This is a genomic window from Melghiribacillus thermohalophilus (genome assembly GCF_004342905.1).
GTDB lineage: Bacteria > Bacillota > Bacilli > Bacillales > Alkalibacillaceae > Melghiribacillus > Melghiribacillus thermohalophilus.
Genome location: NZ_SMAN01000015.1, coordinates 1 through 25,068, shown reverse-complemented (window position 1 = coordinate 25,068; position 25,068 = coordinate 1). Strand labels below are relative to the sequence as shown.

31 protein-coding genes, 1 tRNA gene and 1 riboswitch are annotated in these 25,068 nt (G+C 40.5%); of the genes, 4 read left to right on the top strand and 28 right to left on the bottom strand.

What is annotated here, in order from left to right; all coding sequences use genetic code 11:
• Nucleotides 1-23: 23 nt before the first annotated feature.
• From EDD68_RS10535 to EDD68_RS10505, 7 genes are all read right to left on the bottom strand, one after another.
• Nucleotides 24-680: a GNAT family N-acetyltransferase gene (locus EDD68_RS10535; RefSeq protein WP_207902575.1), complete on the bottom strand. Its 657-nt coding sequence runs from the start codon at nucleotides 678-680 to the stop codon at nucleotides 24-26.
• Nucleotides 681-746: 66 nt separating this feature from the next.
• A complete protein-coding gene (locus tag EDD68_RS10530) occupies nucleotides 747-1,478 on the bottom strand; it encodes a 5-formyltetrahydrofolate cyclo-ligase (protein WP_341540277.1) in 732 nt (243 codons plus the stop codon).
• A 237-nt stretch (nucleotides 1,479-1,715) separates the two neighbouring features.
• Nucleotides 1,716-2,249, bottom strand: coding sequence for a D-glycero-alpha-D-manno-heptose-1,7-bisphosphate 7-phosphatase (locus EDD68_RS10525; protein ID WP_132372247.1), 534 nt, complete (start codon nucleotides 2,247-2,249; stop codon nucleotides 1,716-1,718).
• Nucleotides 2,250-2,306: 57 nt separating this feature from the next.
• Nucleotides 2,307-3,503: a coiled-coil domain-containing protein gene (locus EDD68_RS10520; RefSeq protein ID WP_132372246.1), complete on the bottom strand. Its 1,197-nt coding sequence runs from the start codon at nucleotides 3,501-3,503 to the stop codon at nucleotides 2,307-2,309.
• Between the two features lie 33 nt (nucleotides 3,504-3,536).
• Nucleotides 3,537-4,211 (bottom strand): Dph6-related ATP pyrophosphatase, encoded by a 675-nt coding sequence (locus EDD68_RS10515; RefSeq protein ID WP_132372245.1) that lies wholly within the window; start codon nucleotides 4,209-4,211, stop codon nucleotides 3,537-3,539.
• 368 nt (nucleotides 4,212-4,579) lie between these two features.
• On the bottom strand, nucleotides 4,580-5,056 hold the full coding sequence (locus EDD68_RS10510) for a glutathione peroxidase (protein ID WP_132372244.1): 477 nt from the start codon (nucleotides 5,054-5,056) through the stop codon (nucleotides 4,580-4,582).
• Between the two features lie 209 nt (nucleotides 5,057-5,265).
• Nucleotides 5,266-6,141: a DUF1028 domain-containing protein gene (locus EDD68_RS10505; protein ID WP_132372243.1), complete on the bottom strand. Its 876-nt coding sequence runs from the start codon at nucleotides 6,139-6,141 to the stop codon at nucleotides 5,266-5,268.
• Nucleotides 6,142-6,507: 366 nt separating this feature from the next.
• Here EDD68_RS10505 and EDD68_RS10500 point away from each other — a divergent pair, with 366 nt between their 5' ends.
• Entirely contained in the window at nucleotides 6,508-7,332 is an 825-nt protein-coding gene (locus tag EDD68_RS10500; protein WP_132372242.1) for a metallophosphoesterase, read from the top strand.
• A 77-nt stretch (nucleotides 7,333-7,409) separates the two neighbouring features.
• Here EDD68_RS10500 and EDD68_RS10495 read toward each other — a convergent pair whose 3' ends face one another.
• The 4 genes from EDD68_RS10495 to EDD68_RS15260 form a co-directional block, all read right to left on the bottom strand.
• Nucleotides 7,410-8,273: a DUF421 domain-containing protein gene (locus tag EDD68_RS10495; RefSeq protein ID WP_132372241.1), complete on the bottom strand. Its 864-nt coding sequence runs from the start codon at nucleotides 8,271-8,273 to the stop codon at nucleotides 7,410-7,412.
• A gap of 132 nt (nucleotides 8,274-8,405) precedes the next feature.
• The gene (locus EDD68_RS10490; protein ID WP_132372240.1) at nucleotides 8,406-8,612 is read right to left on the bottom strand and encodes a DUF1657 domain-containing protein; all 207 of its coding nucleotides are present in this window, start codon (nucleotides 8,610-8,612) and stop codon (nucleotides 8,406-8,408) included.
• A gap of 563 nt (nucleotides 8,613-9,175) precedes the next feature.
• Nucleotides 9,176-9,835 carry a hypothetical protein gene (locus EDD68_RS10485; RefSeq protein ID WP_132372239.1) on the bottom strand — a complete coding sequence of 220 codons (660 nt, stop codon included), beginning with the start codon at nucleotides 9,833-9,835 and terminating at the stop codon, nucleotides 9,176-9,178.
• A gap of 521 nt (nucleotides 9,836-10,356) precedes the next feature.
• A complete protein-coding gene (locus EDD68_RS15260; protein WP_165902144.1) occupies nucleotides 10,357-10,542 on the bottom strand; it encodes a hypothetical protein in 186 nt (61 codons plus the stop codon).
• 285 nt (nucleotides 10,543-10,827) lie between these two features.
• Here EDD68_RS15260 and EDD68_RS10480 point away from each other — a divergent pair, with 285 nt between their 5' ends.
• Nucleotides 10,828-12,327 (top strand): S8 family peptidase, encoded by a 1,500-nt coding sequence (locus tag EDD68_RS10480; RefSeq protein WP_132372238.1) that lies wholly within the window; start codon nucleotides 10,828-10,830, stop codon nucleotides 12,325-12,327.
• Between the two features lie 49 nt (nucleotides 12,328-12,376).
• Here EDD68_RS10480 and EDD68_RS10475 read toward each other — a convergent pair whose 3' ends face one another.
• The 4 genes from EDD68_RS10475 to EDD68_RS10460 all read right to left on the bottom strand — a co-directional run bounded on the left by EDD68_RS10475 (nucleotide 12,377) and on the right by EDD68_RS10460 (nucleotide 14,967).
• The gene (locus tag EDD68_RS10475) at nucleotides 12,377-12,502 is read right to left on the bottom strand and encodes a YjcZ family sporulation protein (protein ID WP_132372237.1); all 126 of its coding nucleotides are present in this window, start codon (nucleotides 12,500-12,502) and stop codon (nucleotides 12,377-12,379) included.
• A 193-nt stretch (nucleotides 12,503-12,695) separates the two neighbouring features.
• Nucleotides 12,696-14,108 carry a degradosome RNA helicase CshA gene (cshA, locus tag EDD68_RS10470; protein WP_481318845.1) on the bottom strand — a complete coding sequence of 471 codons (1,413 nt, stop codon included), beginning with the start codon at nucleotides 14,106-14,108 and terminating at the stop codon, nucleotides 12,696-12,698.
• A 115-nt stretch (nucleotides 14,109-14,223) separates the two neighbouring features.
• Nucleotides 14,224-14,424 carry a cold-shock protein gene (locus EDD68_RS10465; protein ID WP_132372236.1) on the bottom strand — a complete coding sequence of 67 codons (201 nt, stop codon included), beginning with the start codon at nucleotides 14,422-14,424 and terminating at the stop codon, nucleotides 14,224-14,226.
• 363 nt (nucleotides 14,425-14,787) lie between these two features.
• Nucleotides 14,788-14,967 carry an aspartyl-phosphate phosphatase Spo0E family protein gene (locus EDD68_RS10460; protein ID WP_132372235.1) on the bottom strand — a complete coding sequence of 60 codons (180 nt, stop codon included), beginning with the start codon at nucleotides 14,965-14,967 and terminating at the stop codon, nucleotides 14,788-14,790.
• Nucleotides 14,968-15,423: 456 nt separating this feature from the next.
• Between EDD68_RS10460 and EDD68_RS10455 the strand changes: the two genes are divergently transcribed.
• On the top strand, nucleotides 15,424-15,900 hold the full coding sequence (locus tag EDD68_RS10455; RefSeq protein WP_132372234.1) for a YrvL family regulatory protein: 477 nt from the start codon (nucleotides 15,424-15,426) through the stop codon (nucleotides 15,898-15,900).
• 480 nt (nucleotides 15,901-16,380) lie between these two features.
• Here EDD68_RS10455 and EDD68_RS10450 read toward each other — a convergent pair whose 3' ends face one another.
• The 12 genes from EDD68_RS10450 to EDD68_RS10395 all read right to left on the bottom strand — a co-directional run bounded on the left by EDD68_RS10450 (nucleotide 16,381) and on the right by EDD68_RS10395 (nucleotide 24,309).
• Nucleotides 16,381-16,968 (bottom strand): helix-turn-helix domain-containing protein, encoded by a 588-nt coding sequence (locus EDD68_RS10450; RefSeq protein WP_165902146.1) that lies wholly within the window; start codon nucleotides 16,966-16,968, stop codon nucleotides 16,381-16,383.
• 47 nt (nucleotides 16,969-17,015) lie between these two features.
• Complete coding sequence (gene motB, locus EDD68_RS10445) at nucleotides 17,016-17,762, bottom strand: flagellar motor protein MotB (RefSeq protein WP_132372232.1); 747 nt, start codon at nucleotides 17,760-17,762, stop codon at nucleotides 17,016-17,018.
• Complete coding sequence (gene motA / locus EDD68_RS10440; RefSeq protein ID WP_132372231.1) at nucleotides 17,749-18,543, bottom strand: flagellar motor stator protein MotA; 795 nt, start codon at nucleotides 18,541-18,543, stop codon at nucleotides 17,749-17,751. Before motA ends, motB begins: the two co-directional genes overlap by 14 nt.
• A 171-nt stretch (nucleotides 18,544-18,714) precedes the next feature.
• A riboswitch (cyclic di-GMP riboswitch) is annotated at nucleotides 18,715-18,803 on the bottom strand.
• A gap of 124 nt (nucleotides 18,804-18,927) precedes the next feature.
• Entirely contained in the window at nucleotides 18,928-19,260 is a 333-nt protein-coding gene (locus tag EDD68_RS10435; protein WP_132372230.1) for a thioredoxin family protein, read from the bottom strand.
• Between the two features lie 246 nt (nucleotides 19,261-19,506).
• Nucleotides 19,507-20,091 (bottom strand): cell wall hydrolase, encoded by a 585-nt coding sequence (locus tag EDD68_RS10430; protein WP_132372229.1) that lies wholly within the window; start codon nucleotides 20,089-20,091, stop codon nucleotides 19,507-19,509.
• A gap of 222 nt (nucleotides 20,092-20,313) precedes the next feature.
• Nucleotides 20,314-20,523: a hypothetical protein gene (locus tag EDD68_RS10425; RefSeq protein WP_132372228.1), complete on the bottom strand. Its 210-nt coding sequence runs from the start codon at nucleotides 20,521-20,523 to the stop codon at nucleotides 20,314-20,316.
• 77 nt (nucleotides 20,524-20,600) lie between these two features.
• Nucleotides 20,601-21,083 (bottom strand): NUDIX hydrolase, encoded by a 483-nt coding sequence (locus EDD68_RS10420; RefSeq protein WP_132372226.1) that lies wholly within the window; start codon nucleotides 21,081-21,083, stop codon nucleotides 20,601-20,603.
• Between the two features lie 86 nt (nucleotides 21,084-21,169).
• Nucleotides 21,170-21,880 (bottom strand): hypothetical protein, encoded by a 711-nt coding sequence (locus EDD68_RS10415; protein WP_132372224.1) that lies wholly within the window; start codon nucleotides 21,878-21,880, stop codon nucleotides 21,170-21,172.
• A 69-nt stretch (nucleotides 21,881-21,949) separates the two neighbouring features.
• Complete coding sequence (locus EDD68_RS10410) at nucleotides 21,950-22,768, bottom strand: YndJ family transporter (RefSeq protein WP_132372222.1); 819 nt, start codon at nucleotides 22,766-22,768, stop codon at nucleotides 21,950-21,952.
• A 42-nt stretch (nucleotides 22,769-22,810) separates the two neighbouring features.
• Nucleotides 22,811-23,362 (bottom strand): putative glycolipid-binding domain-containing protein, encoded by a 552-nt coding sequence (locus EDD68_RS10405; RefSeq protein WP_165902145.1) that lies wholly within the window; start codon nucleotides 23,360-23,362, stop codon nucleotides 22,811-22,813.
• Nucleotides 23,363-23,653: 291 nt separating this feature from the next.
• Nucleotides 23,654-23,968, bottom strand: a complete 315-nt coding sequence (locus tag EDD68_RS10400) for a DMT family transporter (protein WP_132372218.1) — start codon at nucleotides 23,966-23,968, stop codon at nucleotides 23,654-23,656.
• Entirely contained in the window at nucleotides 23,968-24,309 is a 342-nt protein-coding gene (locus tag EDD68_RS10395) for a DMT family transporter (RefSeq protein WP_132372216.1), read from the bottom strand. The genes EDD68_RS10400 and EDD68_RS10395 overlap by 1 nt, the downstream gene beginning before the upstream one ends.
• Nucleotides 24,310-24,717: 408 nt before the next feature.
• Between EDD68_RS10395 and EDD68_RS10390 the strand changes: the two genes are divergently transcribed.
• Nucleotides 24,718-24,790, top strand: a tRNA-Val gene (locus EDD68_RS10390).
• Here EDD68_RS10390 and EDD68_RS15425 read toward each other — a convergent pair.
• A partial coding sequence (locus EDD68_RS15425; protein WP_207902574.1) for a hypothetical protein occupies nucleotides 24,791-25,068 on the bottom strand: 278 nt, incomplete at its 5' end.

The window sequence follows — 25,068 nt, the reverse complement described above, 5'->3', positions numbered from 1 at the left end:
ACAATCATCTTATAATAAAATAGTTATCGTTTAAACGATTTATTCTTCTCATCATCGGATTTTAATAGCCCGAAATAATATTCATGCCAGAACCGGTCTTTAAAATAAAATCGATTTCTCAAGCATCCTTCATAAGTAAACCCCAGCTTTAACAGAAGTTTTTTCGAGGCTTCGTTATCGCCATCAACAACAGCTTCAATTCGATTAAGGTTCATCTCATGAAATCCGAACTCGATGACTTTTTGAATAGCTTCGGATGCTATTCCTTTTCTCCAGTGTCTCCGTTTTATTTCATATCCGATCTTAGCCCTTGTGAAATGTTCATCAAAATGGTGAAAACCGCACGATCCCACATACTCTTTATTTTCCTTCAGAATGATTCCCCAGCGGATATTTTTTCGTTCGTCGTACATTTTGTGTATCCACTGAATCAGTTCCCTGGTTTCATGAAGCGATTGATGGGTATCCATGCCATTGTACCTCATCACTTCCTCATCACTGTAAATATCAAAAATATCATGGATATCATGAAAATCCGGTTGTCTTAACTGCAAACGCTCCGTTTCGATTACAGGAAAACGTAAAAATACTTGTTTGATCCGTTCATTGATCATAACCCCGCCAACTCCTTCAATCTCTTTACAGTGGTTGAAAGGATTGATTTTTCCTAATTTTAACACAGTCTATCTACCAGATCATATCCCATTCTTATTGGCAAGGCAGAAGAGGGAAAGCCAGATGTGCATTTATTCGTTTGAATGATGTTTCAAATTCCAGACCTCTAGAAGAACAGGCATTTCATTTTTCTCTTCTTCTGTAACTTCATCCCATACAATTCCTTCAGGTTTCCGATATGGTGTATCCGTTTGAATGATTTCCTTTTCAGTTACAATCCAGTCAAGAGGCAGGTCATACGAATCCCGGGGTAAATCGTCACGAGTGACCTGAATGGAATGAACAGTAGTAGCTGCCGGAATGACAGGTTGGCCCAGTTCCCGGAGAATAGCATATTCCCGGTCAGAGTAACCTTCCCCTTTACCGATTCGGCGCCCATCTTCATGTACTGCAACCGACCCAGCAACAAATAGATCAATTGGCGGGATTTGAGTCAGTGGGATTTCCGTTCCGTACGATTTCATATGCTTGATGCTGGCAGCTTTTCGCTCTTCTCCCTCAGGAACCCATTCAGGTCTGATCATGATGAAACCCGCCCGGAGCCGGGGAGTAGGAATCAAAAGAATCTTATGATCCTTCAGGATGCGTTGCCTTAAAGGCAGCTGAGGGGCATCCGGGTTTACCTTGACTACTTCTGCGCGTTGATAAACATCCAGAGTGGTGAAAAGCTGTGCTGCTTGTTCTGCCCCTTTAAAATTCGGAATCCGATTCTGGAGAGGAAAGGGAAAGCGTCCTACGTTTTTCTCTGTCATACGTTTCCATATCTTCTGTCTGATATCATGTTTTGAAACCAATTCACCCATCCCCTTTCATCAAGTGAATATTTTGTTAGACTGGGATTCCTATCTGGATATCGATATACATCCTGCCATTCAAACTTTCGTTATGTAATTGATATATGATGATGCACCCGTGAAAACTCGATTTACTGAACGTTCAGGTTTCGTCCCTTAAAATTAAAAATATACCGCGTTATATTGGAAAGGGATTGTCAAATGGAAACGAAAAGGAGCTCCGTCAGTTAATCAACGGATGCCCCATTAATCCATTTCACATTCCGTTAGCCACGTGGCAGCACTGAGCAAATCAGGGAAGGATATATCTGCGTCTGTTTTCTCTTCACGGTCGCCGATGAATACCGTTCTGGTGCCGGCCCTTTTTCCAGCTTCGATGTCAGGTTCCCGATCACCGATCATAAAACTCCGGGAAAGATCAACCTGATATTTTTCTGCAAGATCAAGAATCATTTTTGGCTTTGGTTTTCTGCACGGACAATTCGCATGGGGTTTATGGGGGCAATAAGCAATATCGTCAACCGATGCCTGAAAGGTTTTGAGCTCTTTTTTCATTTTGTCATGCACCCGATGCAGATCAGATTCCTTCATATATCCAAGACCAATACCGCCCTGATTGGTCACAACGAACACTTTAAACCCAGCATCGTTTAATAGCTTAATTCCTTCACCTGCTCCATCCAGCAAATAAAAGTCTTCCGGACGATTGACAAAACGAACCCGCTCGCTTAACACTTCATTGATTACTCCGTCCCGATCAAGGAAAACGGCCTGATTCATTCGTTCACCCCTTCCTGTAAGACTTAGTATTTTCATTCATTTAAAAATCATGAGGGGCTATTGTTCATCTCCCTCGTTTAGACTGTCTGCTGATAAAATTCTTTCTTTCCACCGCATTTCAAACTCATCTATCGTTTCTTGAAAAACTGATTCAAATTGTCTCTCCATTTCTTCTGTATCTTGAACATGTTTCATCGCCAGATAATAATCCAGTGTCTTTTCTTCTCCATAAAAAGTAATCAGGGCATCAACAATACTGGCTTCGAAAAATGATATGGTAATCCCATAAGAGTCCCCATAATGGAGCCTTCCAATTCCATTCAAAGTGAAAAATTCAGCCTTTTCTTCATCTGACAATGGTGCCCAGTATTCGTTCAATTCCTGTTCATCGTGGATAGCCTCAGGAAAAGAATAATCTGCATATTCAAGCCAGTAAACATTATACAGGACCCTCTCTTCGCTTGCTTCCGGAAATTTCTGTTCATCAATCACATCATATTCATAGGTCAGTGCCAGATAACTGGCCATTCCTTCTTCAAACCAGTAATCCTCATATGGAAGTCGTTGATTAAATTTGCTGACAGCATGAAACAATTCATGCAAGAGTGTCTCACGGGGATCGAACAAAAATTCACCGTATTCATCATCATAAACCTCGGTAAATTCAGGGGAAATCCAGATCCTTCCGGTTAAAGGCTGATAATAACCTGAAAACAGTTCTTTTCCAAATAATTGTTCGTGATCAGTAAAAAAAATCGATATTTTATCCCCATCCCAGCTTTCTCCTAGAAAAGAGAGGATGTACCTGTACATGTTATCTATATCCTCTACCACGTACTCCATCTTTACCGCTTCGCCATGAAAATAAAGTCTCGTATATTTCGTTTCTGCCCTGTACCAGTCAGTACCTTCTACACCTGCCTCATCGGGGACTCCAATAAATGTAGCAAAAACAGGATCATATTCGTTACCGCTCTGTAATGAATCCTTTGCATCCTTATATGCCTGTTCCAGTTCGTTGATCCGGTGGTTTTGCCAGGTGATCCTGGAAGTGTATTCTATCTCTTTTTCACGCAATCTTCTTATTTGTTTTTTAAGCGTATCAACCTCTTCCAGCAACGTTTCATTTTCTTCCTGTAATTCTTCCAGATGGTTTTCCAGATCTTCAAGTTCCTTTGAATCAACAGCCTGCTGTCCGGGAACACATGCTGATAATGTGAAGAAACTCACCAAAAACATTAACCTTTTTATCATCGCGCTCTCTCCCAAAACTTTGATCAAATGACTTTATAGTAACTTGACATCCTGATAGATATAATACTCGCCTTCTACCATACGGTTTACTGTCTTAACCCGCACAGGTTCCTTAAACAACGGCCCATCAACGACCAGGGTGTGGTATTCCCCATTCTCTCCGCAGATGTCAACATTCTTCGGGAAAGTTTTCAATATGTCCTGATCAATGACTTTTCCCAGAAACTTCTCTGAAAGTTTATGATGATCAACAGCTGTGATAATTGTTTGATAGCCCAAAGATAGAAATTGATTCATCATATCCCTGGTTGATTCACCCCATAACGGAAACAGGGGAACGATGCCTGTTGATGATAAATTTTTTTCTCTGTATTTACGTACATCTTCCAAAAAAATATCGCCAAATACTACATACTCTACACCGGCCTGTTTTACCCTTCTCATTTCCCGTTCCATGATCTGTTCATATTCCTCATTGGTGCAATTGTCGGGAATGGGCACTTTTCTTAACGGAAGTCCCAGTGAACTGGCCTGATCATCGAGAATTTCCTCTCTTACCCCGTGTATGGCCGTTCGCCGATTGTCTTTATTCACAGTCGTGAACAGCGATTCAATCTCGTAAATGCCGCTATTCATGACCTTGTGAAGGGCAAGCATTGAATCTTTTCCTCCGCTGAAAGAGACAAGAGCTCTTCGTTTGAAACACAATGGATATCATCCCCTGTTTATGTTGTTTTGTGTTTATCATAACAAAGGATGAGCAATTCTGTCTTAACGCCAGAATAATTAATGTCTCCACTGTTTTTCGAAATTCTTAAAATTTTTATACAGTCGAGTGGAGAGTACCTCCTTTCATCCCGTATCACAACAGAATCCGAATACAAAAATTACTTCACACAACCGGTATAATTTCTGCAGACTGCTGAAGGCTTTCGAGGAGGATGCTTATGTGTACTGGGAGTTAAGGTGGTTCATGGGGTTGGACACTGCAAGTGAACCAACACAAAGGATCCGCACCAGCTGATTTTTAGCTATTCCGGAATAATAAAAAGGCCTTTTTACAAGGCCAATTACAATTACAGATATTTTTTTATGTCGTCTTCGATTTGTTCTGGTTCGGTATTTGGGGCAAAGCGTTTAACAACGTTGCCTTCCCGGTCAACTAAAAATTTGGTGAAATTCCACTTTATTGTAGATATACCTAGAACGCCTGGAGCCTGTTTTCTGAGATATGTAAACAGCGGATGTGCCTGTTCTCCATTCACTTCAACTTTGGAAAACATCGGAAAAGTCACCTGATAATTGACCGAACAAAATTGTTTTATTTCTTCATCTGTCCCTGGTTCCTGGTTTGCAAATTGGTTACAAGGAAAACCGAGGACTTCAAACCCTTGATCCTGATATGTTTCATATAATTTCTGTAATCCTCTATATTGTGGAGTAAAGCCACACTTGCTGGCCGTATTGACAATCAATAGCACTTTCCCCCTGTAATCGGAAAGGGGTTTTTCTTCACCTTCTATCGTTACGACTTTAAAATCATAAACGGACATGGGCAATCATCCTTTCCTTCATGTCTATCATCCTTATTTAAAACGGGACTACGAAAAAACCCGAACAGAAGAATAAAATCTAGCATCAAACATTTTTAGATGTTTGTAGAAAGCTGCCGAAAAATAAGCCATTTTCCTGTTTTACTATGGTTTAACCCGTTATAGCAATCGTTGAGGATACCGCTGAAAGATGTCGGTATGTTTTCAGTTTATGGCTGTTTCTCTTTCATATATTCAAGGACTTCCCGATCCATTTTTCCTGGTTCAAGCTCTCGCTCCTCAAAATTTTCAACATGGATAAATGAAGTGAGCGCTTTGAAAAGCTCCTGATCATCAGAACCATCTCTTTGAAGATAGCCGAGACGGTACAGTTCCTGTTCAAGCTCTTCCCTTATTTGTCCTCTGATTTCCAGTATGTTTGCTGGGTCTGGTTTTTCAAAATATAGACGCTGAAGCTTGTAAATCCGGATCAGTTCATGAATCGGTTCAGGATGGTCATCTACCCGAAGGTCAATATACCGATCATTAAAACCTCCATACCCGCCCTTTTCTTTTACAACATATAACGCAGCTGATTGTTTTCCTCTTTTGTCTCCACCGGCTTTTTGCCCTGCTTCCAGTGCCTTCAAAAGACGTTCAGCCAGAGATCCTTCTGTCTGTTCAAAGGTTTCTGCCATCCTGTCAACGGTTTCTTTTCCTACTAATATATTTCCCTGTGCAGCATAATGCTTACCCGAACGCCCTCCTGCCCATTCATAACATTGTTTTCCTGTAAAGGTAGCTGCATTCCCTTTCGCATCCACAATCCCAACCTGGCGCATATCTTTATCCGGATCATCATTGATTAACAACTCAAGAGTTTCCCGGGCGCTTTTCCCTTTTTCAAGGTGTTTTAGTCCTTCTGGTCCATAAGTTGTATTTGCATAAGATTGGGTTGCGATTGCTCCCACTCCAGATTTTGCCCAGGGAACAACGGCTCCCACTCCTAAAAACTTGGATTGTACGGCAACTCCTAATTCCCCGGTTTCAGGATCAAACCCTACAATTGAAAAAGTCGCAACGATTTGATTAGGAACGTTTTGCATTCATTTGTCCCCCTGCATGGTTGGATTGGTCTGTATGATTTCGGAATTCTCTTTCCGTACAGTCATAACAGAGGAGCGTTCCCTCCTCCCGTAGCCCCTCCAAATATACATTGACTTGATAAATCATCTTTCCGCACGTTGAACATTTTCCTGCATATTCTTGCAACGACACATCCACCCTTTTTTCAGATTCTGCGTTTGTATATGTTTTTTACATCTTCCCAGTAATACTTTTATTCGACATCCAATCAGTTATTCCTGCTCTTGTTGACTGATCTTCATTGCCTTACTCAATGGCAGCAGCACCATGTATTGTCAGACAAAACCTATTACATTTTTAATATAATGGTATATGGAGGTGTTTTTATGATTTATCTAGCAGGACTTATTCCTATTTTTATAGGATTTTATCGAGCTTACAAAAATACACATGAACTGGTCGTCAATCAGGTCCGGCTAAACGCAGATGAACATGCCCTCAGGGTTTTGCATATATCTGATATCCATCTGGAAAATCTGTCCGTTACTCCGGATACATTGTATAATCTGTCCAAAGGCGATCGCTTCGATTTAATTGCTCTAACAGGTGATTTTCTCGACCGTAGAAAAAGCATCCCCAAACTGATCCCTTATCTGGAAGTTTTTCAGTCCCTCTCCCCCCGCTATGGTATCTATGCGGTCTTTGGAAACCATGACTATGTGCTACGTAACAATGACTTTATCCAATTAAAGAGAACCCTCCAGTCCTATAATGTGAAAACCATGCAAAACGAGCATGATGTCATCCTATGTAACGGAAAAAGAGTCAACATTATCGGAATTGATGATTATAGTACAAACCGGAGTGACTTTGATCAATCATATCAAGGATTGAAAGAAGGTTACAATTTAGTACTGACTCATGATCCAAATGCAGTTCTGCAAATGCAAAACTATCACTTCGATTATTTATTGTCCGGACATTTTCATGGCGGACAAATCTTGTATCCAAAAGCCTACCATCTGGCCAAAATGGGGAAACTGCCGAAAATGAATATGATTAAAGGACTGCATCAGTATCAAGGTAAGCCATTTTATATCAGTGAAGGCCTGGGACAGACAGGCGTCAATATTCGGGTGGGGAGCAGACCGGAAATTACCATTCATGAAATCGGGTTAGCGACTTCCGTATCACACGTTCGTGCAAAATAAAATGGAAATCAGATCTGCCTGTGGCGGAGGCCGTAACTGGGGCTGATCTGGTTTCCTGTACTCCACACAACACGCTTCTATTGTTTCATATATGGGTTAACCATCTGTATAACCTTGTCCAGTTCCTTTGATTGATTGTAGTACATTTGTTTAGCGTTCTGATCATTGGTCTGCAGGGCGAACATTTCAAGATCCGCCTGAACCTTTCTGAGCTGGGCAGCCAGCAAAGGTTTTTGGGGAACTTTTTCACTTCGGTTCTGATCCTTCCTCAGATCTACATATACATTTCCCTGAGAATCGATTTGTGCCAAAAACACATCCTCAAATTCACTGGCACCTTGCTTCATAACTTCTCCCTTTAACCATTCTTTTGTATAACCAAGATAACTCAATCGTTTTTCCAGAACATGTCCATCTACAATCACCAGTGACGGAGAACTTTCCTCTAGTACACTTAATCCAATATCCTTTGGGGTTAAAGGCTGGTTCTGTGACTTTTTCATGACACTGATTCTTCCGTTTGTTTCAAGTATAGCCGTCTCCACATCACTTAATTTAAAAACATTTTGTCTCCGAAGCCCCATCATTAAATCGGCATGAGTCAGCCGAACCTTTTTCAGATTGTCCTCGAGTACTTCTCCATTTTGAACAAGCACAGTAGGATTGCCTTCAATAAGATCACGCATCGTTAAAGATTTTAAGGACAGAAAGGAAAACAACAATGACAATCCCGTAAACACACTAAGACCGATAAAACCATATAGAAAGGACTGATCCTGCCTGATTGCAACTGATGCGGCCATACTTCCGATTGCGATTCCGGTAACATAGTCAAAGAATGTAAGCTGAGAAATTTGTTTTTTGCCGAGTATTCGGGCGAGAATAAATAAAATAAAAAATATGGCCACAGCACGAATAATCATTTCCAGATATGTGGGCATCTGTGTATCCTCCTGTTCTTCTTTTCACTGTATGTAGATCAAAACATGATGGAGAGGGACCAAAACCTTATCAACCAGGCAAGGTTTTGGTCTTATGTTTGTGATGATGAATCTGTCTATATTCGCCTGGAACTACTGGTTTCCATATTCCGGTTCTTCATCAATCATTTCCTGTACCCGCTGCTCAATTTGCTGGACAATGGTCTGGGTTTGCTGAGCTGCGTTTTGATACATTTGTTTTGCGTTCTGATTGTTCGTCTGAAGCGCAAATGATTCAAAACTAGCCTGGGCACTTTTTAGACTGGCCACAGCCTGTTTAACTTGATCACCTACTGTCATTAACTTATACCTCCTTTTTAATCTGTCACTTTTATGTTGTTTCTTTCTCAAAAAGATTAATCAGGGAAAATTTTGTAATTGGAATGGAGGAGCTAACTAACCTTTTTCAGCAGTCATTTTTTGCATTGAAAAGAACCGAAGAAACATAATAAACTCACCATGGAGGTCATTTTTTAGCCAAATGCGTGAAGTTTTGTCCTTCATTAGGTTGATGAGGGACATTTTGAGAACGTTACTCGACCATTTTGTCCCTCATAGACCTGATGACGGACATTTAGAGAAGACATTTCTTCTATGTTGTCCTTCATCACATTGATGAGGGACATTTCTACAAAAATTTAATGGCCCTTTTGTCCTTCGTATTCATAACATTAAGGAGTTACAACTAACGATGTATGTTTTTAACTAATTTATCCTGTAAAGGACCCAGTGATTGTGGATTGGAAAAAGCTGAACCAGGCCAATCAAGTATTCCTTCCCTTAGACCCCTTATCAGATAAACGAGGAGCTGCCCCAAATGTACCATGTTCTTTTGAGACTGCTCCTCGAATCTGCCCTGTTCTTTACTGACTACTTGAAGAGCTTTCAGATGATGATTCTTCATGATGATCCAGAACCTCTTGACCATTTCGGTTCTGTTTCAGCTCGGACTCAAGCTCATAGATTTTGGCATATAGCCTTTCATTCGCCTTCCTGTAAGTTTTGACCTCTTCCTCGCACGCTCCCTTCTCCTCTTCTGTCTGTCTTAGCATATTCTCCTTTTCTTCTGTTAAATCTAAAATTTTTTTTGTGAGATTAGCTTCCAGGTTATGAAAACTCCTCACCCGGCCTTCCAGCTGTTCGATCCGTTCATTCAATTCCTCCCTTTCCTTTTCCAGCAGCTGAATTTTAGCTTTTAGCTTTTGTTTTTCCTCTTCTTTTTTATTAAGCCGGGCAATATAGATCGAATCATTTAACATTACTTTTTTATAGCCGTCCGTTTCCTTGTGATGATGAGCTTCACGTTTTGCTCTTTCCAGTTGCTCTTGTAACTTTTCAATCTTTAACAGGAGGTTTTCATTTTCCTCGAGAAGGGAATCAAACTGGCGGAATCGAATACGTTGTTGAATCTGTTTTAATTGGTTTTTGTATCGGTCTAATTCAGAGCGAAGATATACCATTGTTTGTTGTTCGTCAGCATAATAGGGTTCCCGGTCATGATCCACGCGTCTTTTTTTTCCCATATTTACCCCACCCTATTTCAATGATGTTTCTTACATATAGTATATTCTTATGCCCCGGGAAAGACGATTGTGATGGGATCAGGACAACTGGCTGGCCCAAAAAAGATGTAACCGAAATCAACCGGCAACATTCAAATGGATTCTAAACTGATCTTCTGGCATGAATGCTCTCCCCATTGATCTCATCAAAGAAAAATATCCTGGTCGACAGTGCAAGAAAGATGCATGATTCCCATTTCCGAGACCATTTTTGGCCTGATTCTGGTCTGGACACGTAAAATCCAAACCTGTGTACCGCAATCAGTCTATGAAACACATGAAACGTAAAATCTCGAAAAAACCATCGGGATTATTGGTGTAGGTGGTATCGGAAATGTGACAGCTAAAATCACTTGAGTTTTCGCATAATGGTGCCAGGGCTATGAATATCCAGCAGGGTATCTGATTATGTGGATCACATGTGCACGCCGGATCAGTTGAATGATATGCTTCATCATTCTTTCTTAACAAAAGAAGGGTTTTTACTCCCCTTCTCCGCTCGGGCCAACTTCATCATAAGAAAGGTGAACGACCCTTGTATAATTTCCTTTTTTAATATCTTCCTTGCTGGCCTTTTGATCCAGTTCTTCATCATCATCGATGCCAGGGGCAAGGACAGGTTCATCTTCTTTCTTTTGCTTCATTTGATTTGTTTTATCTAGTCGCATAATGATCACCTCTTTTCTTTAGTTTTTGCTATGTAAAGTGATTTATTCAGGGTAAATAACTAAAACAGGTTTAAGAATATACATTTTTGAGCATTTTCGACAATCTCCAAATAAAATACCTTCTGATACATGACTTTATTCTTATAAAGCCCATGTGTATAACCAGGAAAATTGTTGAAACTGCAAGATAAAATATGACGTTTTACCCATGGCTAAAAAACAGGATTTAACTACCGTAAATGGAAATATAAAGTGATATGGCAAAAAAAATAAGGAGGGGTTTAGGTGAAAAAAGTTTTAACTGTTCTTTTAAGTGTCATGCTTATTTTAGGATTTGTACTGCCTGTCCAAGCGGCAGACGGGCAGACAAATGAGGAAACGATTCCATTTACGGTTGTCTTTAAAAATAGTACGCTTCCAGGAAATATGGACAAGGTTATTGAGGACCATGGCGGTGAACTTGTTTATGAGATCCCGGAAATTGGCGTGGTTCAGGTTGAAGCACCAGCTTCATTTGCAAAACATGCTATGAAGCATTCATCCATTCAGGTAGCTTCACCGTCCCTTGTTGAAAAAATCCCGGAAGTTGACAGCATTCCGTTGGAAACTGAAGGCGTGAACCTGGAAGATGCCGTTCTATACGAAGCGTATCAGTGGGATATTAAACGGGTAACAGAAGACGGAAACAGTTTTGACTTAAATACAGGCAATCATGATGTGGTCGTTGGCATCATTGACACAGGAATCGATCTGAATCACCCGGATGTTCAGCAAAATCTGCTTCCAGGTTCTAAAAACTTTGTTCCTGCCGGTGGAATCGACGGGGTAGATCAGTCAGAGACGGGTGATATAACAGACGTGCAGGACCGAAATGGTCACGGCACCCATGTTGCCGGTAATATTGCTGGAAATGGTGCCATTTTGGGAGTAGCTCCTGATACGGGTTTCCGCGCTTACCGTGTATTTGGTGCAGAAGGCGGGGCATATAGTGCATGGATTATGAAAGCCATCGTTGAGGCTGCCAATGATGGTGTGGATGTCATTAACATGAGCCTTGGTGGCATTTATATTAAAGGGCAGATCTGGTATACAGATCCGGCTACGGGTGAAAGAATGAAGATGGGGAATGATGTCGCTGAATATGTTGCCTATATGCGTGCAGCCAAATACGCTGAGAAGAAGGGAGCACTCATTGTCACTTCCGCCGGAAATGACGGCTTAAATGCATCCAATAAAAAGGAAGTTCTTGAATTTGCCAACGAGCAGTATGGACCTCTCGGTTACGAATTTGTCGGTGCAGGTTTCTATACTCCTGCCTCTTTGCCAAATGTAGTAACGGTATCAGCAACTGGCCCAAATGATGAACTGTCCGTCTATTCAAATTATGGACCAGGGTTTATTGATGTTGCTGCACCTGGCGGAGATCTGAAACTTTACAATGAGTACATGGAAAATGGTAACTTTGATGAATACCTGAATAACCGTTTATTTGAACAGGAATTCAATTTAAGTTCTGTGCCAACTGTTGAATATTCTTATAATGAAGATGGTCAGATTGTTGACTACACCTATACAGGTCCTGGATACAGCTGGTATGTTGGAACGTCCATGGCAGCACCAAAAGTATCTGCTGTAGCCGCCCTGCTGTTTGCCGAACATGAAGGTGCCACACCGAAAAAAGTGAAAAACCTCCTGCAACAATCAGCAGAGGATATAGGGAAAAAAGGGAAAGACAAGTACTTCGGGCATGGCCTGTCCAGCGCTTATCGGGCATTGATGCATTAAAAAAGAAGCTCCTTAAGGGGATTAGCCCTTAAGGAGCTCCTTTCTTTATTTAAAAATAACCCCAGGATGCACCTACAATAATTAACAGAATAAACAGAACCACTATGAGCGTAAATCCGCCGCCATAACCGTAGCCGAATCCGCCATAGCCGAATCCGCCGTATCCAAAGCCCATATCTGATACCTCCTTAATATATTCATAGTTACATTAATTACATTATGTCAGTCGACCTATTGTGTAGAGGACAGATATGGAGATTTTAAAAAAATAGGCTGACGTCACAGGGGAACCATTTTTGGCTCATAACCTATTCTTTTTTTGTATCTGTTAAAGACAACGGTCATCGCTTCTTCTCTTGATGGTATGACTAACCGTACTTTCTGCGACTTCTTCCTTTACTTCTCCGATTATGGCCTCCAGATCCCCTTCTTTTCTGCTTTTTTCCACCTTTATCCTTTTTCACACGGATTGGCGGTACTTCAGATAAAGTGACCGGGGTTGCATCAGGCTTTTTGGTAAGCAACTTCAGCGCGGCAGCCAGTGCCGTGACGGAATCCATGTCCTCCAGCAAATTTTCAGCAATCTGCTTGTATTCATAATGATCCCCTTTTTCAGCTGCTTTTTTGATATCTTCTATAGCTGCCTGTTTGTTTTCTTCAATCACATCACTAACGGTTGGAACCGGCTGTCTTGCAATTTTCGTTTTCGTCACTTGCTCAATGGTTTTCAGCTGACTGATTTCCCTTGGGGTGACAAATGTAATTGCTTGCCCTTTTTCTCCTGCCCGTCCTGTCCTTCCAATTCGATGGACGTAACTCTCAGGATCCTGAGGAATATCAAAATTATAGATGTGGGACACACCTTTAATATCCAGTCCCCTGGCAGCGACATCAGTAGCGACCATAATCTCAATGGTCTGATCCTTAAAACGCCGAATCACCTGATTCCGTTTGGCCTGTGAAATATCTCCGTGAATTCCTTCCGCCGAATACCCTCGTTTCATCAATGCCCCGACCAGTTCATCAACCCGCTTCTTCGTCCGCCCGAACACAATCGCCCTTTCAGGAGAATGAATGTCCAGCAGGTTACAAAGTATCTCAAACTTCCGCTTTTCCTGGATTTCAATGTAATGTTGCTCAATATTTTTCACCGTCATGGTTTTAGCTTTGACTTTCACTATTTCCGGATCATTCATATATTTTTCAGCCAGTGATTGAATGCGTGTCGGCATGGTGGCTGAAAACAGCATCATTTGGTAACTGGATGTAATTCCTGCAAGAATCGTTTCAATATCATCAATAAAGCCCATATTTAACATTTCATCTGCTTCATCCAGAACCACCATCTGAATTTGATTGAGACGTATCGTTTTTCTTTTCATATGATCCATTAAACGCCCCGGGGTTGCAGCTATAATCTGAGGCCTTTTCTTTAAAGCTTTTATCTGTCGAGTAATATCCTGGCCCCCGTAAATGGGCAGTGTCCGGACTCCCTTAACCTGTCCGATCCGGTTCAGTTCTTCCGCTACCTGGATCGCCAGTTCCCGTGTCGGTGCCAGCACGAGTCCCTGAATACCTTCTCGGTTTTCATCAATTTGTTCGATTAAAGGCACACCAAAGGCCGTTGTCTTTCCGGTTCCGGTCTGCGCCTGACCTATCATATCTTTATGTTCCATCGCGATGGGTATGGCTTTAGCCTGGATGGGACTCGGTTCTTCGAATCCCATAGCAGAAATTGCCTGTAATACATCCTGGCTAAGATTTAAATCTGTAAATTTCAATTGATCTTTCCTCCTAAATTTATGGTTACTATCATTATTCCCAAAATCAAAAAAAAATTGAAAAGAAAAAAAGGTGATGCCTATTGTCAAAAGCATCACCTTCCAACTTTTTTAATTAGCCTTTTTGAACGTTAGCGGCCTGTGGCCCGCGATTACCTTCAACAATGTCAAATTGTACAGCTTCGCCTTCTTCTAGTGTTTTAAACCCGTCACTCTGAATCGCGGAGAAATGAACAAATACGTCATCTCCACCTTCAACTTCGATAAATCCGTAACCTTTTTCTGAATTAAACCATTTCACTTTTCCAGTATTCACTTAAACTTCCTCCTAAAAAATGTTTTCTACACTATAAGTTCATTCATCAAAGGCGAAGGGAACACTGCATTTTCATTTCAGTTTTTCTTCAAAACCATTCATGATCTATAACAGCAATAAAAAAAGCGTGCCCAGAAAATATGGATCATATCAAATCATTACACGTTTTCCGGCAGCTTTGACTTATTACCCATATATTCTTTAATAAATAAACTTTATAGCATATTATTTATTTTATAACGTATTGTTTCCAGTGTCAATCAATTTTATTCATTTTCTGGATAAATTGTACCGATGCCAGTATCCCCGCTCCTTTCATAACGAAGAACCCGAACCAAAAGGTTCTTAAAATCGACAGCAAGCTTACCCGTTTTTGTACATAATTTTACATGTTTTAGAGCATTTCTGATACATGTTTAATAACCGGTCCAGTTCAACGGATGTTTCAATGGTTTTTTCAAGCTTCATCCCATCATTTATACCCAGGCGAATCATTTTTTCTCTCAGGATCTCCATTTGAATCAGCAAACTGCACTTCAACATAATCGACTCTCCTTTACCCTCGGAAAACGTCTACGTAAATATAAAATGGAGCACGCAAAAACACCTTCATATCTCACTCCGATATTCATGTATAAATAAATGACGGATAAAGCTAGAGTGGAAGGATAATGCGGTAGATAAGTGCTTCGAATGGACAGGGATATAGGGAAGATATAATGATGTCACATTCAAATGTTAAGTGACATGTTTTTTTGTGTACATAGGAAAAAAGTTATGCGCATTTCGTATTATTTCTACATTTTATATCAATTTACCGTAATATTCAATGTTTTCTTGGCCTGTTTCATTGCAAATCCTTCTATGCTGGAAAAAAGCTCTAATACAGTTCGATATAAAACCAATAATGGTTGCCAATTAGATGGAAAATTTATGTTAAACTGGTCACAGGGTATGTGGATACGCACAATAACGAACTAAAGAAGGGGGATATACCTAATGTCAGAACATCACGATCGATCATTTCGGGATATGGATCTGAAAACAAAAATAGCGACTATTGCAGGAATAGTTCTTCTTATTATTATGGCGATCGGATTTGTCCTGGGCCTGTTTTTCTTTGGTTTTGCAGGGGCTTTTGAAATTCTCGGTGTTTATTATACTTCTCCCTGGTCATTAGCTGTTTTTGTTGTTGGTTTTTTTATTCTTAGTTTCATGATCGAATTGGTTTTCAAAGTTATTTTTTATGTCTCTGTCCGTAATCAATCAGAACCAGTAAAGCTCTTGTTCACCCGAATCTTTGTTGAAGTCGCATCAAACTGGCTGGTTCTCTTTATCGTGGATGAGATGATGAAAAGCATTACAATATCTCTGAAAGCGGAAATCATATTGGCACTGCTACTTGCTGTCATTGAAACCGTTTTTGATGGAAAGAAAATCAAACCAGGACATAATGGGGATCATTACCCAAAGTGAGTGCGTGACGGCCCAAACAGGAGAGTCAATGGCCCATAGTGAGTGCGTGACGGCCCAAACAGGAGAGTCAATGGCCCATAGTCAGTGCGTGACGACCCAAACTGGGATGCGGATGGCCCAAACAGAGGCGCTGACGGCCCATACAGGGGAACCTATGGCCCATAGTCAGTGCGTGACGGCCCATACAGGGGAACCTATGGCCCATAGTCAATGCGTGACGGCCCAAACAGGAGAGTCAATGGCTCAAAGTAGTTGTCGATTCCTGTTTTTTTCTGTATAGCATTTATTCGTTCGACTTAGAATTCTTCTTTTTATTATTGTAGTATTGCAGCAGCATTAAATTCCTGCAGGATTTTGGCAACAATAAACGCTCAGATTACTTCTGAGCGCTTTATGTGAAGTATAGAAAATATTTATTAAATAGTGACAACGATTCGTATGTATTCAAATTCCCCTACGTCTGGATCCGTTTTTATCTGATTATGTAGTTACATCTTCCTGAATCCTGCTTAATTTTCGCTGAACACTGATAGATGATCGATTCAGGATCGTTGCTATTTCACTATTTTTATATCCCTTTTTTTTCAATTCTTGCAGCTTTTTTTCCTCTTTAACTGTCCAGAACCGATACACCCGGTATTTTTCGATTCCCCCTTGAATCTCCTTCCGCCGCTCTTCTTCAACAAAATCAGGTTCTGGTGGTATCGAATGTGGTTCGATCTGGCTGAACTGTATTTTGTCTCTGTTTCCATCAGCCCAATTCCAAAATTCAACAGGATCCAGAAGGTAATATTTTTTATGTTTGCGGGTAATACGCTTTATACATTTCAATCCATGATTATCCACCCAGCTTTTGACGGTATTTCGATCAACTTTTAATAATCTGGCCAGTTCTCCCATTGTAATCAGTCCCGACTGAATTCTGGTATGATCCAGACCAAGCTTTTTCATTTTCATTTCCACGGATGTCTCTGTTCTTTCTAGATTTTTAGCTATGGTCGGAATGGAAAGTTTACCGACATTATTTTTTAAATAATTAATTTCACTCTTTGTCCATTTTTTTGTCATAGACATCTCTCCCCCATTCAAACATCCATTTTTTTATCTCCAGAACATTACTGGCCATTTTGTTGTCTGGGCAAAATCAAAATTTCCACACGCCGATTTTTGGCTCTTCCTTCTTCTGTATGATTTGAAGCAATCGGCTGATATTCTCCATAACCCTTGGCACTGAACCACCTCGGATCCAGCTTCTCATTCTCCAGAATGATTTTCATAAAATTCACAGCACGCATGACACTGAGCTCCCAGTTGGACGAATAATTGACCGTCCTGATCGGAACGTTATCGGTATGTCCGCTAATAATGATATTCCGAGGAGGATTAATCACCAACAAATGAGATATTTCACGGGCTACTTTTCGATGTTCTTCGCGAAGTTCTGCGCTTCCTGAATCGAATAATACATTATCTCGAATGGTGAGCATAAGTCCTTCATCAGATAAAGAAGTTTCAAATGTGTCCGACATATCTTTTTCTTCAATGTATTGTTCGATTTTTGCCTGAATTTGTCGGAGCTCTTCCATATCATCATGTTCGTTGGCTTTATTGACCTTCTCCACTTCATCAGGGGAAAGCATCTGATTAGACGGAAGGGGACTTGGATATTCAAACACACCTGTACCGCTGTCAAATTCCACTTTAAATACTTCCGCCATTCTCGAGAATTTATCGGCATTAATGGTACTCATGGAAAATAATACAATAAATAGAGCCAGAAGAAGCGTCAGTAAATCGGCATAGGGAATGAGCCAGGACTCATCAATATGTTCCGGGTTTTCCTTTTTTTTATGTTTCCTCACCTGCTACCCCCTCCTCTAAAAATTTTCGCCTTTCAACAACCGGTAGATAGGATGAAAGCTTCGTTTCAATTTCCCTTGGGGCTTCCCCTTCGAGTATAGAAAGAATGCCTTCAATCATTAACTCCCTTTGCTTCACTTCCTGCTGGGATTTTCGCTTCAGCTTGTTTGCAAAAGGGTGCCAGAGAACATATCCGGTAAAAATCCCGAGCAATGTCGCCACAAATGCCGAGGATATGGCATGCCCCAGCTTATCAATATCACTCATATCTGCCAGTGCAGCGATTAACCCGACTACCGCTCCCAGAACCCCGAGTGTAGGAGCATATGTACCTGCCTGAGTAAAAATGGATGCACCTAATCTATGCCGCTCTTCCATAGCCTCGATTTCTTCCGTTAAGACTTCACGGACATAATCCGTATCTTTTCCGTCGATCGCGAGAGTCATTCCATTTTTTAAAAAAGGATCTTGAATTTCATCCAGTTTAGTCTCCAGGGCCAGCAACCCTTCTTTACGGGCGAGATCGGCCCATGTGGAAAACATCGAAATAATTTCTGCATTGCTTTTAAGCTGCTGTTCTTTAAAAATAACTCTGAAGAGGGTAGGAACTTTTTTAATTTCATTTGTTGGAAAAGCAATGGTTACTGCTCCTATGGTACCTACAATAATGATTACAATGGCAGCCGGGTTGATTAAACTGGTGATGGCAACACCCTTCAGTACCATACCTACAAAAACGGCAATTAATCCTAATATCAAGCCGATCAGTGATGTTTTATCCATAACCATTTCTCCAATCTTTTAAGTGACTTTGTATTTTTTTAAAGAAAATGCTCACTACCTTATCAAATATCACAAGCCCACCATTACTGTTACGAAGGGTTTGGGCCGATCAAGCGTCCGAATTTTCAAAAAACTAAAAAAAGCTATCCTTAATAGAATAGCCAACCGTAGATTGGCAGCCCAGCCATCATGGTTCTATTAAGAACTTTAGATCTGAAGCTTTGCGTCCCTACCTTTCGATAGGTTTGCCTTTTTCAATCCTATATTTACCTTTTGATCTTATAAACACGCTTCTTTCTATATATTAATTGAGACTGATTCTAAAATCAACAATTTTGTCATATTTTGGTGAAAAAGAATTAAATTGATCGAAATAGGTCAATCCTAATTGATTACATGGGAATGTAAACCACTGAGAAAATCCTTTACCTGTTGAGGTGTTTTTGCATTTGCACTATGTAAATGGGCAATTTTTTCACCATTCTGAAAAACCAGCAAACTCGGAATACCCATCACATCATATGTTTCTGCAATCTCAGGAAAATCATCCCGGTTGAGCTCGTACCAGTCCAGTTCATGAAATTCTTCCATAATTGGGCCGATAAACTGATCCAGTCTTACGCAATCCGGACACCAGTCGGCATAAAACTTCACTATCGATCCTTTCCTGCCTTTGATGATTTCATCAAAATGCTCAACAGAATTTATTTGTTCCATAACTAACCTCCTCACATTCTCCTGTCACCTGTCGAAAATTCTTTATCAATGCTCTATTTTAACATATTATTTTTATCATAGTTTTTGGTTTTTTAAGATTTTTTATTTTTTCATCGTTTTGCTCAAAAATAGGTATAGATCATGATGTCTTTCTGATGACTAAAAACCGCCTCCCGTGGTCATATGAGTCATCATACGAGACGGAGACGGCCTTTCAAGCATTTCATCAAACATCACTGTACCCGGTTATTTTGCAAACACATGATTCCCTATTTTTACTGTTACCGTTTTAGCACGGAGCCAGGTGTTGGAAGTTTTCACTGGATTATAAAAATACAGTGATCCGCTTCCCTGCCCACGAAATGCCAGTGCTTCATCCACTGCTTTTTTCGATTCATAGCTCGCCGGCTGATTGATTGCTCCATTTTTTACCGGAGTAAATTGATTTTTTTGATAGATGACATCACGTATGGAATTGGGAAACAAATGGCTGTCTACCCGATTCAAGACAACAACTGCCACAGCCACTTTTCCTGCATAAGGCTCTCCCTTTGCCTCTGCTTCTACCAGTCTGGCTAATAGATCTTTTTCATAAGCAGTTACGTTTTGAGGAATGTTGAGGGTTTCTCCTACATAGATAATGTCTGAAGTCTTTTGATTGACACGTTTCAGTTCATTAACCGATACCCCATATTTTATACCAATCTTCCATAACGTATCTCCTCGTTGAACAACATGGGACGGTCCAGCAGCATTTCCATTAGGGGCAAAGAAGAAAGTAAAGGTACCCAGTGCAAGAACCGAGGAAAGGATGACTTTTTTCAATTTCATATAAAAAACCTCCCGATAGATTTAAACTCTATTAAAAAGTACCATCATCCCTGACCCGATTCATTACGTAAAGCTTTCCAGTGCTGCTAGAAATTAATAGATTGTCAGATTACGTATTCATAGTGAAATGATTTCTCCGATCTGTTGTAAAATCAAGGATTTCCACACCTTCAAAATCCTAATAATCAGGCTAGCGCGTCAGGTAAATGTTCCCTCCCCGCCCTAAAATTGACGGTCCCTGGCACCTGTCGAAAAATCTTTATTTATGGAATATATTGGGATATCTCTGTATGGCCTTTGAAGTTTTTGAAGGTAAGCCTGATGTTCACCGAGCTCCAGACTACACCTATCAACCAGGGACATACGCCCGTACATGGAAATAATCCAGACCATCTGAACAACGCTCACGCTTCTAATACGATTTTCTTTCAAAAAAAATTCCCCCGGGCAAACCCGGAGGGAATTCGGACTAAACAATGCTATACATGTATAACACTCAATAAAAGTAACTAACGGATTTGTATCGGGTAATGTTGTTCTTCATTTGCGATCAGTGTCTCTATTAGTTCCGCCAAATCAGGAGGAGCGAGTTCAGATTCAGGTATTTCCCTTAATTGTTCAACATTCATCCAGGAAACGTCCATTACCGTATCTTTTTCATGATTCGTCATTTTTTCCAGAGAAATCGAATCCCTCACTTCACCGATCTGAACGACATAATATTGTTCATGGCTTAGAAACTTCCCACTTTTACCCTTAATTTCGATTTTTCTCGTCCAGATCCAGTCTCCAATCTTTAGATCAGCTAAACCCGTTTCTTCCTCTAACTCTCTCATTAAAGCTTCTTCAAAACTCTCCCCATCCTTAAGCCCGCCACCCGGGGTAACCCAGAGAATTTTTTCATCTACGACATCTTTAAAAATAAATTTGAACAACAAGATCTCATTTTTTTCGTTCATGAGGATTGCACGTGCAGACTTTCTGATTTTCATCAAATACCTCCATAGTAAGCCATACCCGGCTATCTTTTAGTTAGAGCCATGTGCCAAAAACAAGAAGAACGATTGCCATCCTTTCCTTATTTTGATGGTGCAATATCATACCTAAGGGACAGGACCTTAATTCCGAACAGCCAGCTGTCGTGTCTGGCCTTGACCATCCCTCCCTCTTCCCATACGTTGATGATTTCATTAATAGGGAGCCGGATCGTTAGCTTCCTGATTGTCAGGTATACTCCCTGGTGTTCATCCCTTCTTCCAGTTGAAAAAGAAAACAGTGTCACCCCATTGCCAAATTGATTTTTTATGCTCAGGATACTCGTCATGCCGCCATATGGCAGTGGAAAAAAGACATTATAGTACCGCTCACCTCGTTTATTTTCATGGGTCGAATAGGCAGCCGCATAAATGGCTTTGTTTTTCTTTTTATCCGTTCGCACCCAGGCCCGAACGTTTTCACGCCCATCCATGGAATCATTCAACTTCAACATCCGGCTTTCCACTTCGATTTCCTGCTCATCTTCTAAAACCGGAAAATTCATTTGCTCAATTTTTGCTGACAGTTTTTTATACCATCGGGCAGCTGGCAAAAAGAACGGATGCCACTTCGGGTAAACAATCATATCATACTCTACAGTACGTTCATAGAATCCCCGAATCAAAGGGTGAACCTGTTCAGGCAGAAAACCGTTTCGTCTGAACACATCCATGGTATCCACCATTCCTTTCGGGTGATATTCTGTCTGCTGATCAACAAAGTTATGACGTTGAAAGAAATTGATGCCGATCACCCGGTCACCCTTTATCTTTGAAAAAGGAATGAACGAAATTGGGACATGAGACTGCGGGGAAAGAAAAAGTTATCCTATCATCCCCAGCCCAACAAAACCAATGGCATTTACCAGTCCATGAGCATCGATCATAAAAGGAATATCCACAACCCGAATCGCATACAAAAACGCCATTACCATCGAAAAGATGAGCAGAAGTGATGAAAGGTTGATCAACCAGTTTTTAATGATCAAACTCATGATCCCATACACGAGTAATGCCAGAACAAACAGGCTGACACTGATTACTTCTGCAATTCTGGAATAGGTAATTCCTGCAGCAATCAAGATCGGTGAAATCATAATCATTGCACTCATCCATTGATACCAGGCAGGAAGAGTCCTTTCATTTTTGATTATCCGGCCAAAAAGACCCGTAAACAACGGTACATACAATGAGGAATAATGGAAATGAATAGCCGTTAACAGAGCAACCAGGCCGGAAAAGCCAAACAGCTCCCCATCCATCATATACACGACGTACCATAGGCCTCCGATTCCCATATATATATAACTTACATCGATTAATGTTTCTTCAACATAATATCCACCTCTCGTAAAAAACCGAAATACTCCGTAGGCAGCAAGGAACACACAAAAAATCAGCCAGATGATTGCCATTCTGGAACTGACCAGCGCTAAATAGGCTGCCAAAACCCCAGGAGGATATGCCAGCAAAATCAGTCGAAACACTTTATGGTTATCGCCTGATAGAATGAAATGGAGAGGCAGATATACGGTCATTGATACATACAGAAGAGATTCGACGAGCGTCAGAGAATGATTGATATAAAAAAATGTTGTCAACACCAGTCCGATCAATGATGCTGCTGACAGATACTTTTTCATAGCAGACAACCTCTTTTTTATTGAAATTGGCCAGGTCAAGCGTTAATACATCCGTGTAAAAACCTCCGGGTAATCCACTACTAGTCCGTAAGAATCAACCTCTAAAACCGTTTCATATGTATCGCTTCGATAACAAAACTTTCGCTTCTCTCCTGTTTTCTGAATCCATTCATAGCTTTGATGGACTTTTCTGAATGCTAGATCAGGAACAGAAATAAATACCATTTCAAACTCTTGTGGTTGATCTAGTCTCCATTTTTTTCTGTTAATTGGCAAAGAATTGGTGAAGGGAGTACATGATAGATCGATATCAATCGCCCCACTTAAATCATGTAATTCCTGGCCTTTGATATCAAACCATCTTCCCTTTCCATCAGATGAAAGACGAAGGGACTTTCCGTTACTGATGGATACATCCAGTTGTTTCATTTCCCAGTTATGATTTAACCAGACTTGAAAATCAACTTTATAAGGAGAATGATCATCTAAGAAGATCACTGTACTATTCACTTTTATCTCATTGTTGAAAATCGTCAATTCCAGATACTCAGAACCAAATCCTTCTCTGGATCCCCATATGACCGTTTTTTTCAACATCATCCCTCCTGTAATCAATCTCGCGGGGTCGTTTCGAGGTTCAAATGATTTGCCTGCCATCCTCTGATAAAAACCGGTCACCACATTTAATGTTAGGAGAGCCTTCAGCAAATGACCTTCATTTACATACACCTGGTTGTATTTTCCATATAGCGATTGGAAGTTTTCGAGAACAGATTGATCAATAAGGCGAGCCTCTTTTCTATATGTAATTAAAGTTACTATACCAAATATCTGGAGTCATGAATAGACAGGAAAACCGTTTCTTGGTCAAATCACACCTATTTCTTAAGATACAAGTTTTAATCCTATTACGGAACTCAGGACAATGGTGATAAACAGGATCCGTTTCCAGTCTTTTGATTCGCCGTAACACACCATCCCTGCTATCGCTCCGCCAGCAGCACCTATCCCTGTCCAGATGGCATAAGCCAATCCCATAGGCAAAACCCGCAGTGCATAGGCGAGAAATAAAAAACTTGCGCCAAATCCTAATATTAGGAATAAAAATGACCATAAATTGCGATCCTTGTGGAACTGATTGATCATCATTACACCCACCATTTCAAACAGCCCGGCAATAACAAGTGAAATCCACGCCATCACGAATGTTCTCCTTTGACTTCATGGTCTTTCGTGACAAATTTTAAGCCTATGACACCTGCCAGCAATATAGCTATCAAAATTATTTTGGAAACCTTCATCGGCTCCCCAAAAAATACGATACCGGACATGACAGTACCAGCCGTGCCTAATCCGACAAAAACAGCATAGACTGTTCCGACTGGAAGTGTTCTTCCAGACATGATCAACAGATAAAAACTGATTAAAATGGAAATGATCGTCCCGGTCCATGTCCAGACATCATATGCATATTTTAAACCGATCACCCATAAAACTTCGAATCCTGCAGCGATGATGACTTTTATCCAACTGGCATTCATATGGGCAGCACCTCCGATTTTATTCTAACGAATATCGAAGTGACATTCATCTGTCAGCAAAAGACCTTATACCATGGCGGTTTGGATTCAGCATGAATGCAGACTTTTTCGTAAAATAACATCAGACGAGAACCCCACTCACATACCGTAACACTTGCACTCTCTTGTTCCTCATCAAATGATTCCCATTCCATTCTTTTACTATTAGGACGAACAAATAACAACTCGGTTTCACCATTTTGAACATTTGCACCTGAAAACACCGGTAATTATCTTTTTGTTTATTTATTTACATCAATCAATGATACAATGAATAATGAGGTATCCTTTTTTTCAAAAATAACTGTTGACATTGGCGACAAAAATCATTATATTTATATATGTCGAAACTAACAAATTTTCATATTTGATTCCGTAGCTCAGCTGGGAGAGCGCCACCTTGACAGGGTGGAGGTCGCTGGTTCGAGCCCAGTCGGAATCACTAAACGTTATAGAACCGCGTTGAGTCGTTGACTTGACGCGGTTTTCTCGTTATCATATCCGTTGACTTAAACGTTAAATGATTCGAACAAGGTGTCCCTGCTATTTTTAGCAGGGTGTAAATAAATTTCAATATTTTAGTGTTTTTGGTAAAATTATCAGCAAATGTTTTAAAGGGGGAAAGAATGAAAAACAGAATTAATCTTTTGTCATATATTTTTTCTTTCATTTGCATTGGTTTATTTATATTAGTAATAAATTCAAGTAAAATGGTTGCTG

What these genes read in the sequence shown, in the direction of transcription:
- EDD68_RS10455 (WP_132372234.1), top strand. Translation starts at nt 15,424, where the DNA reads ATGTCAGAACATCACGATCGATCATTTCGGGATATGGATCTGAAAACA.
- EDD68_RS15260 (WP_165902144.1), bottom strand. Translation starts at nt 10,542, where the DNA reads ATGCGACTAGATAAAACAAATCAAATGAAGCAAAAGAAAGAAGATGAA.
- motA (WP_132372231.1), bottom strand. Translation starts at nt 18,543, where the DNA reads ATGGATAAAACATCACTGATCGGCTTGATATTAGGATTAATTGCCGTT.
- EDD68_RS10450 (WP_165902146.1), bottom strand. Translation starts at nt 16,968, where the DNA reads ATGACAAAAAAATGGACAAAGAGTGAAATTAATTATTTAAAAAATAAT.
- EDD68_RS10500 (WP_132372242.1), top strand. Translation starts at nt 6,508, where the DNA reads ATGATTTATCTAGCAGGACTTATTCCTATTTTTATAGGATTTTATCGA.
- EDD68_RS10495 (WP_132372241.1), bottom strand. Translation starts at nt 8,273, where the DNA reads ATGCCCACATATCTGGAAATGATTATTCGTGCTGTGGCCATATTTTTT.
- EDD68_RS10430 (WP_132372229.1), bottom strand. Translation starts at nt 20,091, where the DNA reads ATGAAATTGAAAAAAGTCATCCTTTCCTCGGTTCTTGCACTGGGTACC.
- EDD68_RS10510 (WP_132372244.1), bottom strand. Translation starts at nt 5,056, where the DNA reads ATGTCCGTTTATGATTTTAAAGTCGTAACGATAGAAGGTGAAGAAAAA.
- EDD68_RS10435 (WP_132372230.1), bottom strand. Translation starts at nt 19,260, where the DNA reads ATGGAACAAATAAATTCTGTTGAGCATTTTGATGAAATCATCAAAGGC.
- EDD68_RS10420 (WP_132372226.1), bottom strand. Translation starts at nt 21,083, where the DNA reads ATGAAAATCAGAAAGTCTGCACGTGCAATCCTCATGAACGAAAAAAAT.
- EDD68_RS10410 (WP_132372222.1), bottom strand. Translation starts at nt 22,768, where the DNA reads ATGAAAAAGTATCTGTCAGCAGCATCATTGATCGGACTGGTGTTGACA.
- EDD68_RS10520 (WP_132372246.1), bottom strand. Translation starts at nt 3,503, where the DNA reads ATGATAAAAAGGTTAATGTTTTTGGTGAGTTTCTTCACATTATCAGCA.
- EDD68_RS10395 (WP_132372216.1), bottom strand. Translation starts at nt 24,309, where the DNA reads ATGAATGCCAGTTGGATAAAAGTCATCATCGCTGCAGGATTCGAAGTT.
- EDD68_RS10505 (WP_132372243.1), bottom strand. Translation starts at nt 6,141, where the DNA reads ATGCAAAACGTTCCTAATCAAATCGTTGCGACTTTTTCAATTGTAGGG.
- EDD68_RS10485 (WP_132372239.1), bottom strand. Translation starts at nt 9,835, where the DNA reads ATGGGAAAAAAAAGACGCGTGGATCATGACCGGGAACCCTATTATGCT.
- EDD68_RS10400 (WP_132372218.1), bottom strand. Translation starts at nt 23,968, where the DNA reads ATGGCGTGGATTTCACTTGTTATTGCCGGGCTGTTTGAAATGGTGGGT.
- EDD68_RS10475 (WP_132372237.1), bottom strand. Translation starts at nt 12,502, where the DNA reads ATGGGCTTTGGATACGGCGGATTCGGCTATGGCGGATTCGGCTACGGT.
- EDD68_RS10460 (WP_132372235.1), bottom strand. Translation starts at nt 14,967, where the DNA reads ATGTTGAAGTGCAGTTTGCTGATTCAAATGGAGATCCTGAGAGAAAAA.
- EDD68_RS10530 (WP_341540277.1), bottom strand. Translation starts at nt 1,478, where the DNA reads ATGGGTGAATTGGTTTCAAAACATGATATCAGACAGAAGATATGGAAA.
- EDD68_RS10525 (WP_132372247.1), bottom strand. Translation starts at nt 2,249, where the DNA reads ATGAATCAGGCCGTTTTCCTTGATCGGGACGGAGTAATCAATGAAGTG.
- EDD68_RS10490 (WP_132372240.1), bottom strand. Translation starts at nt 8,612, where the DNA reads ATGACAGTAGGTGATCAAGTTAAACAGGCTGTGGCCAGTCTAAAAAGT.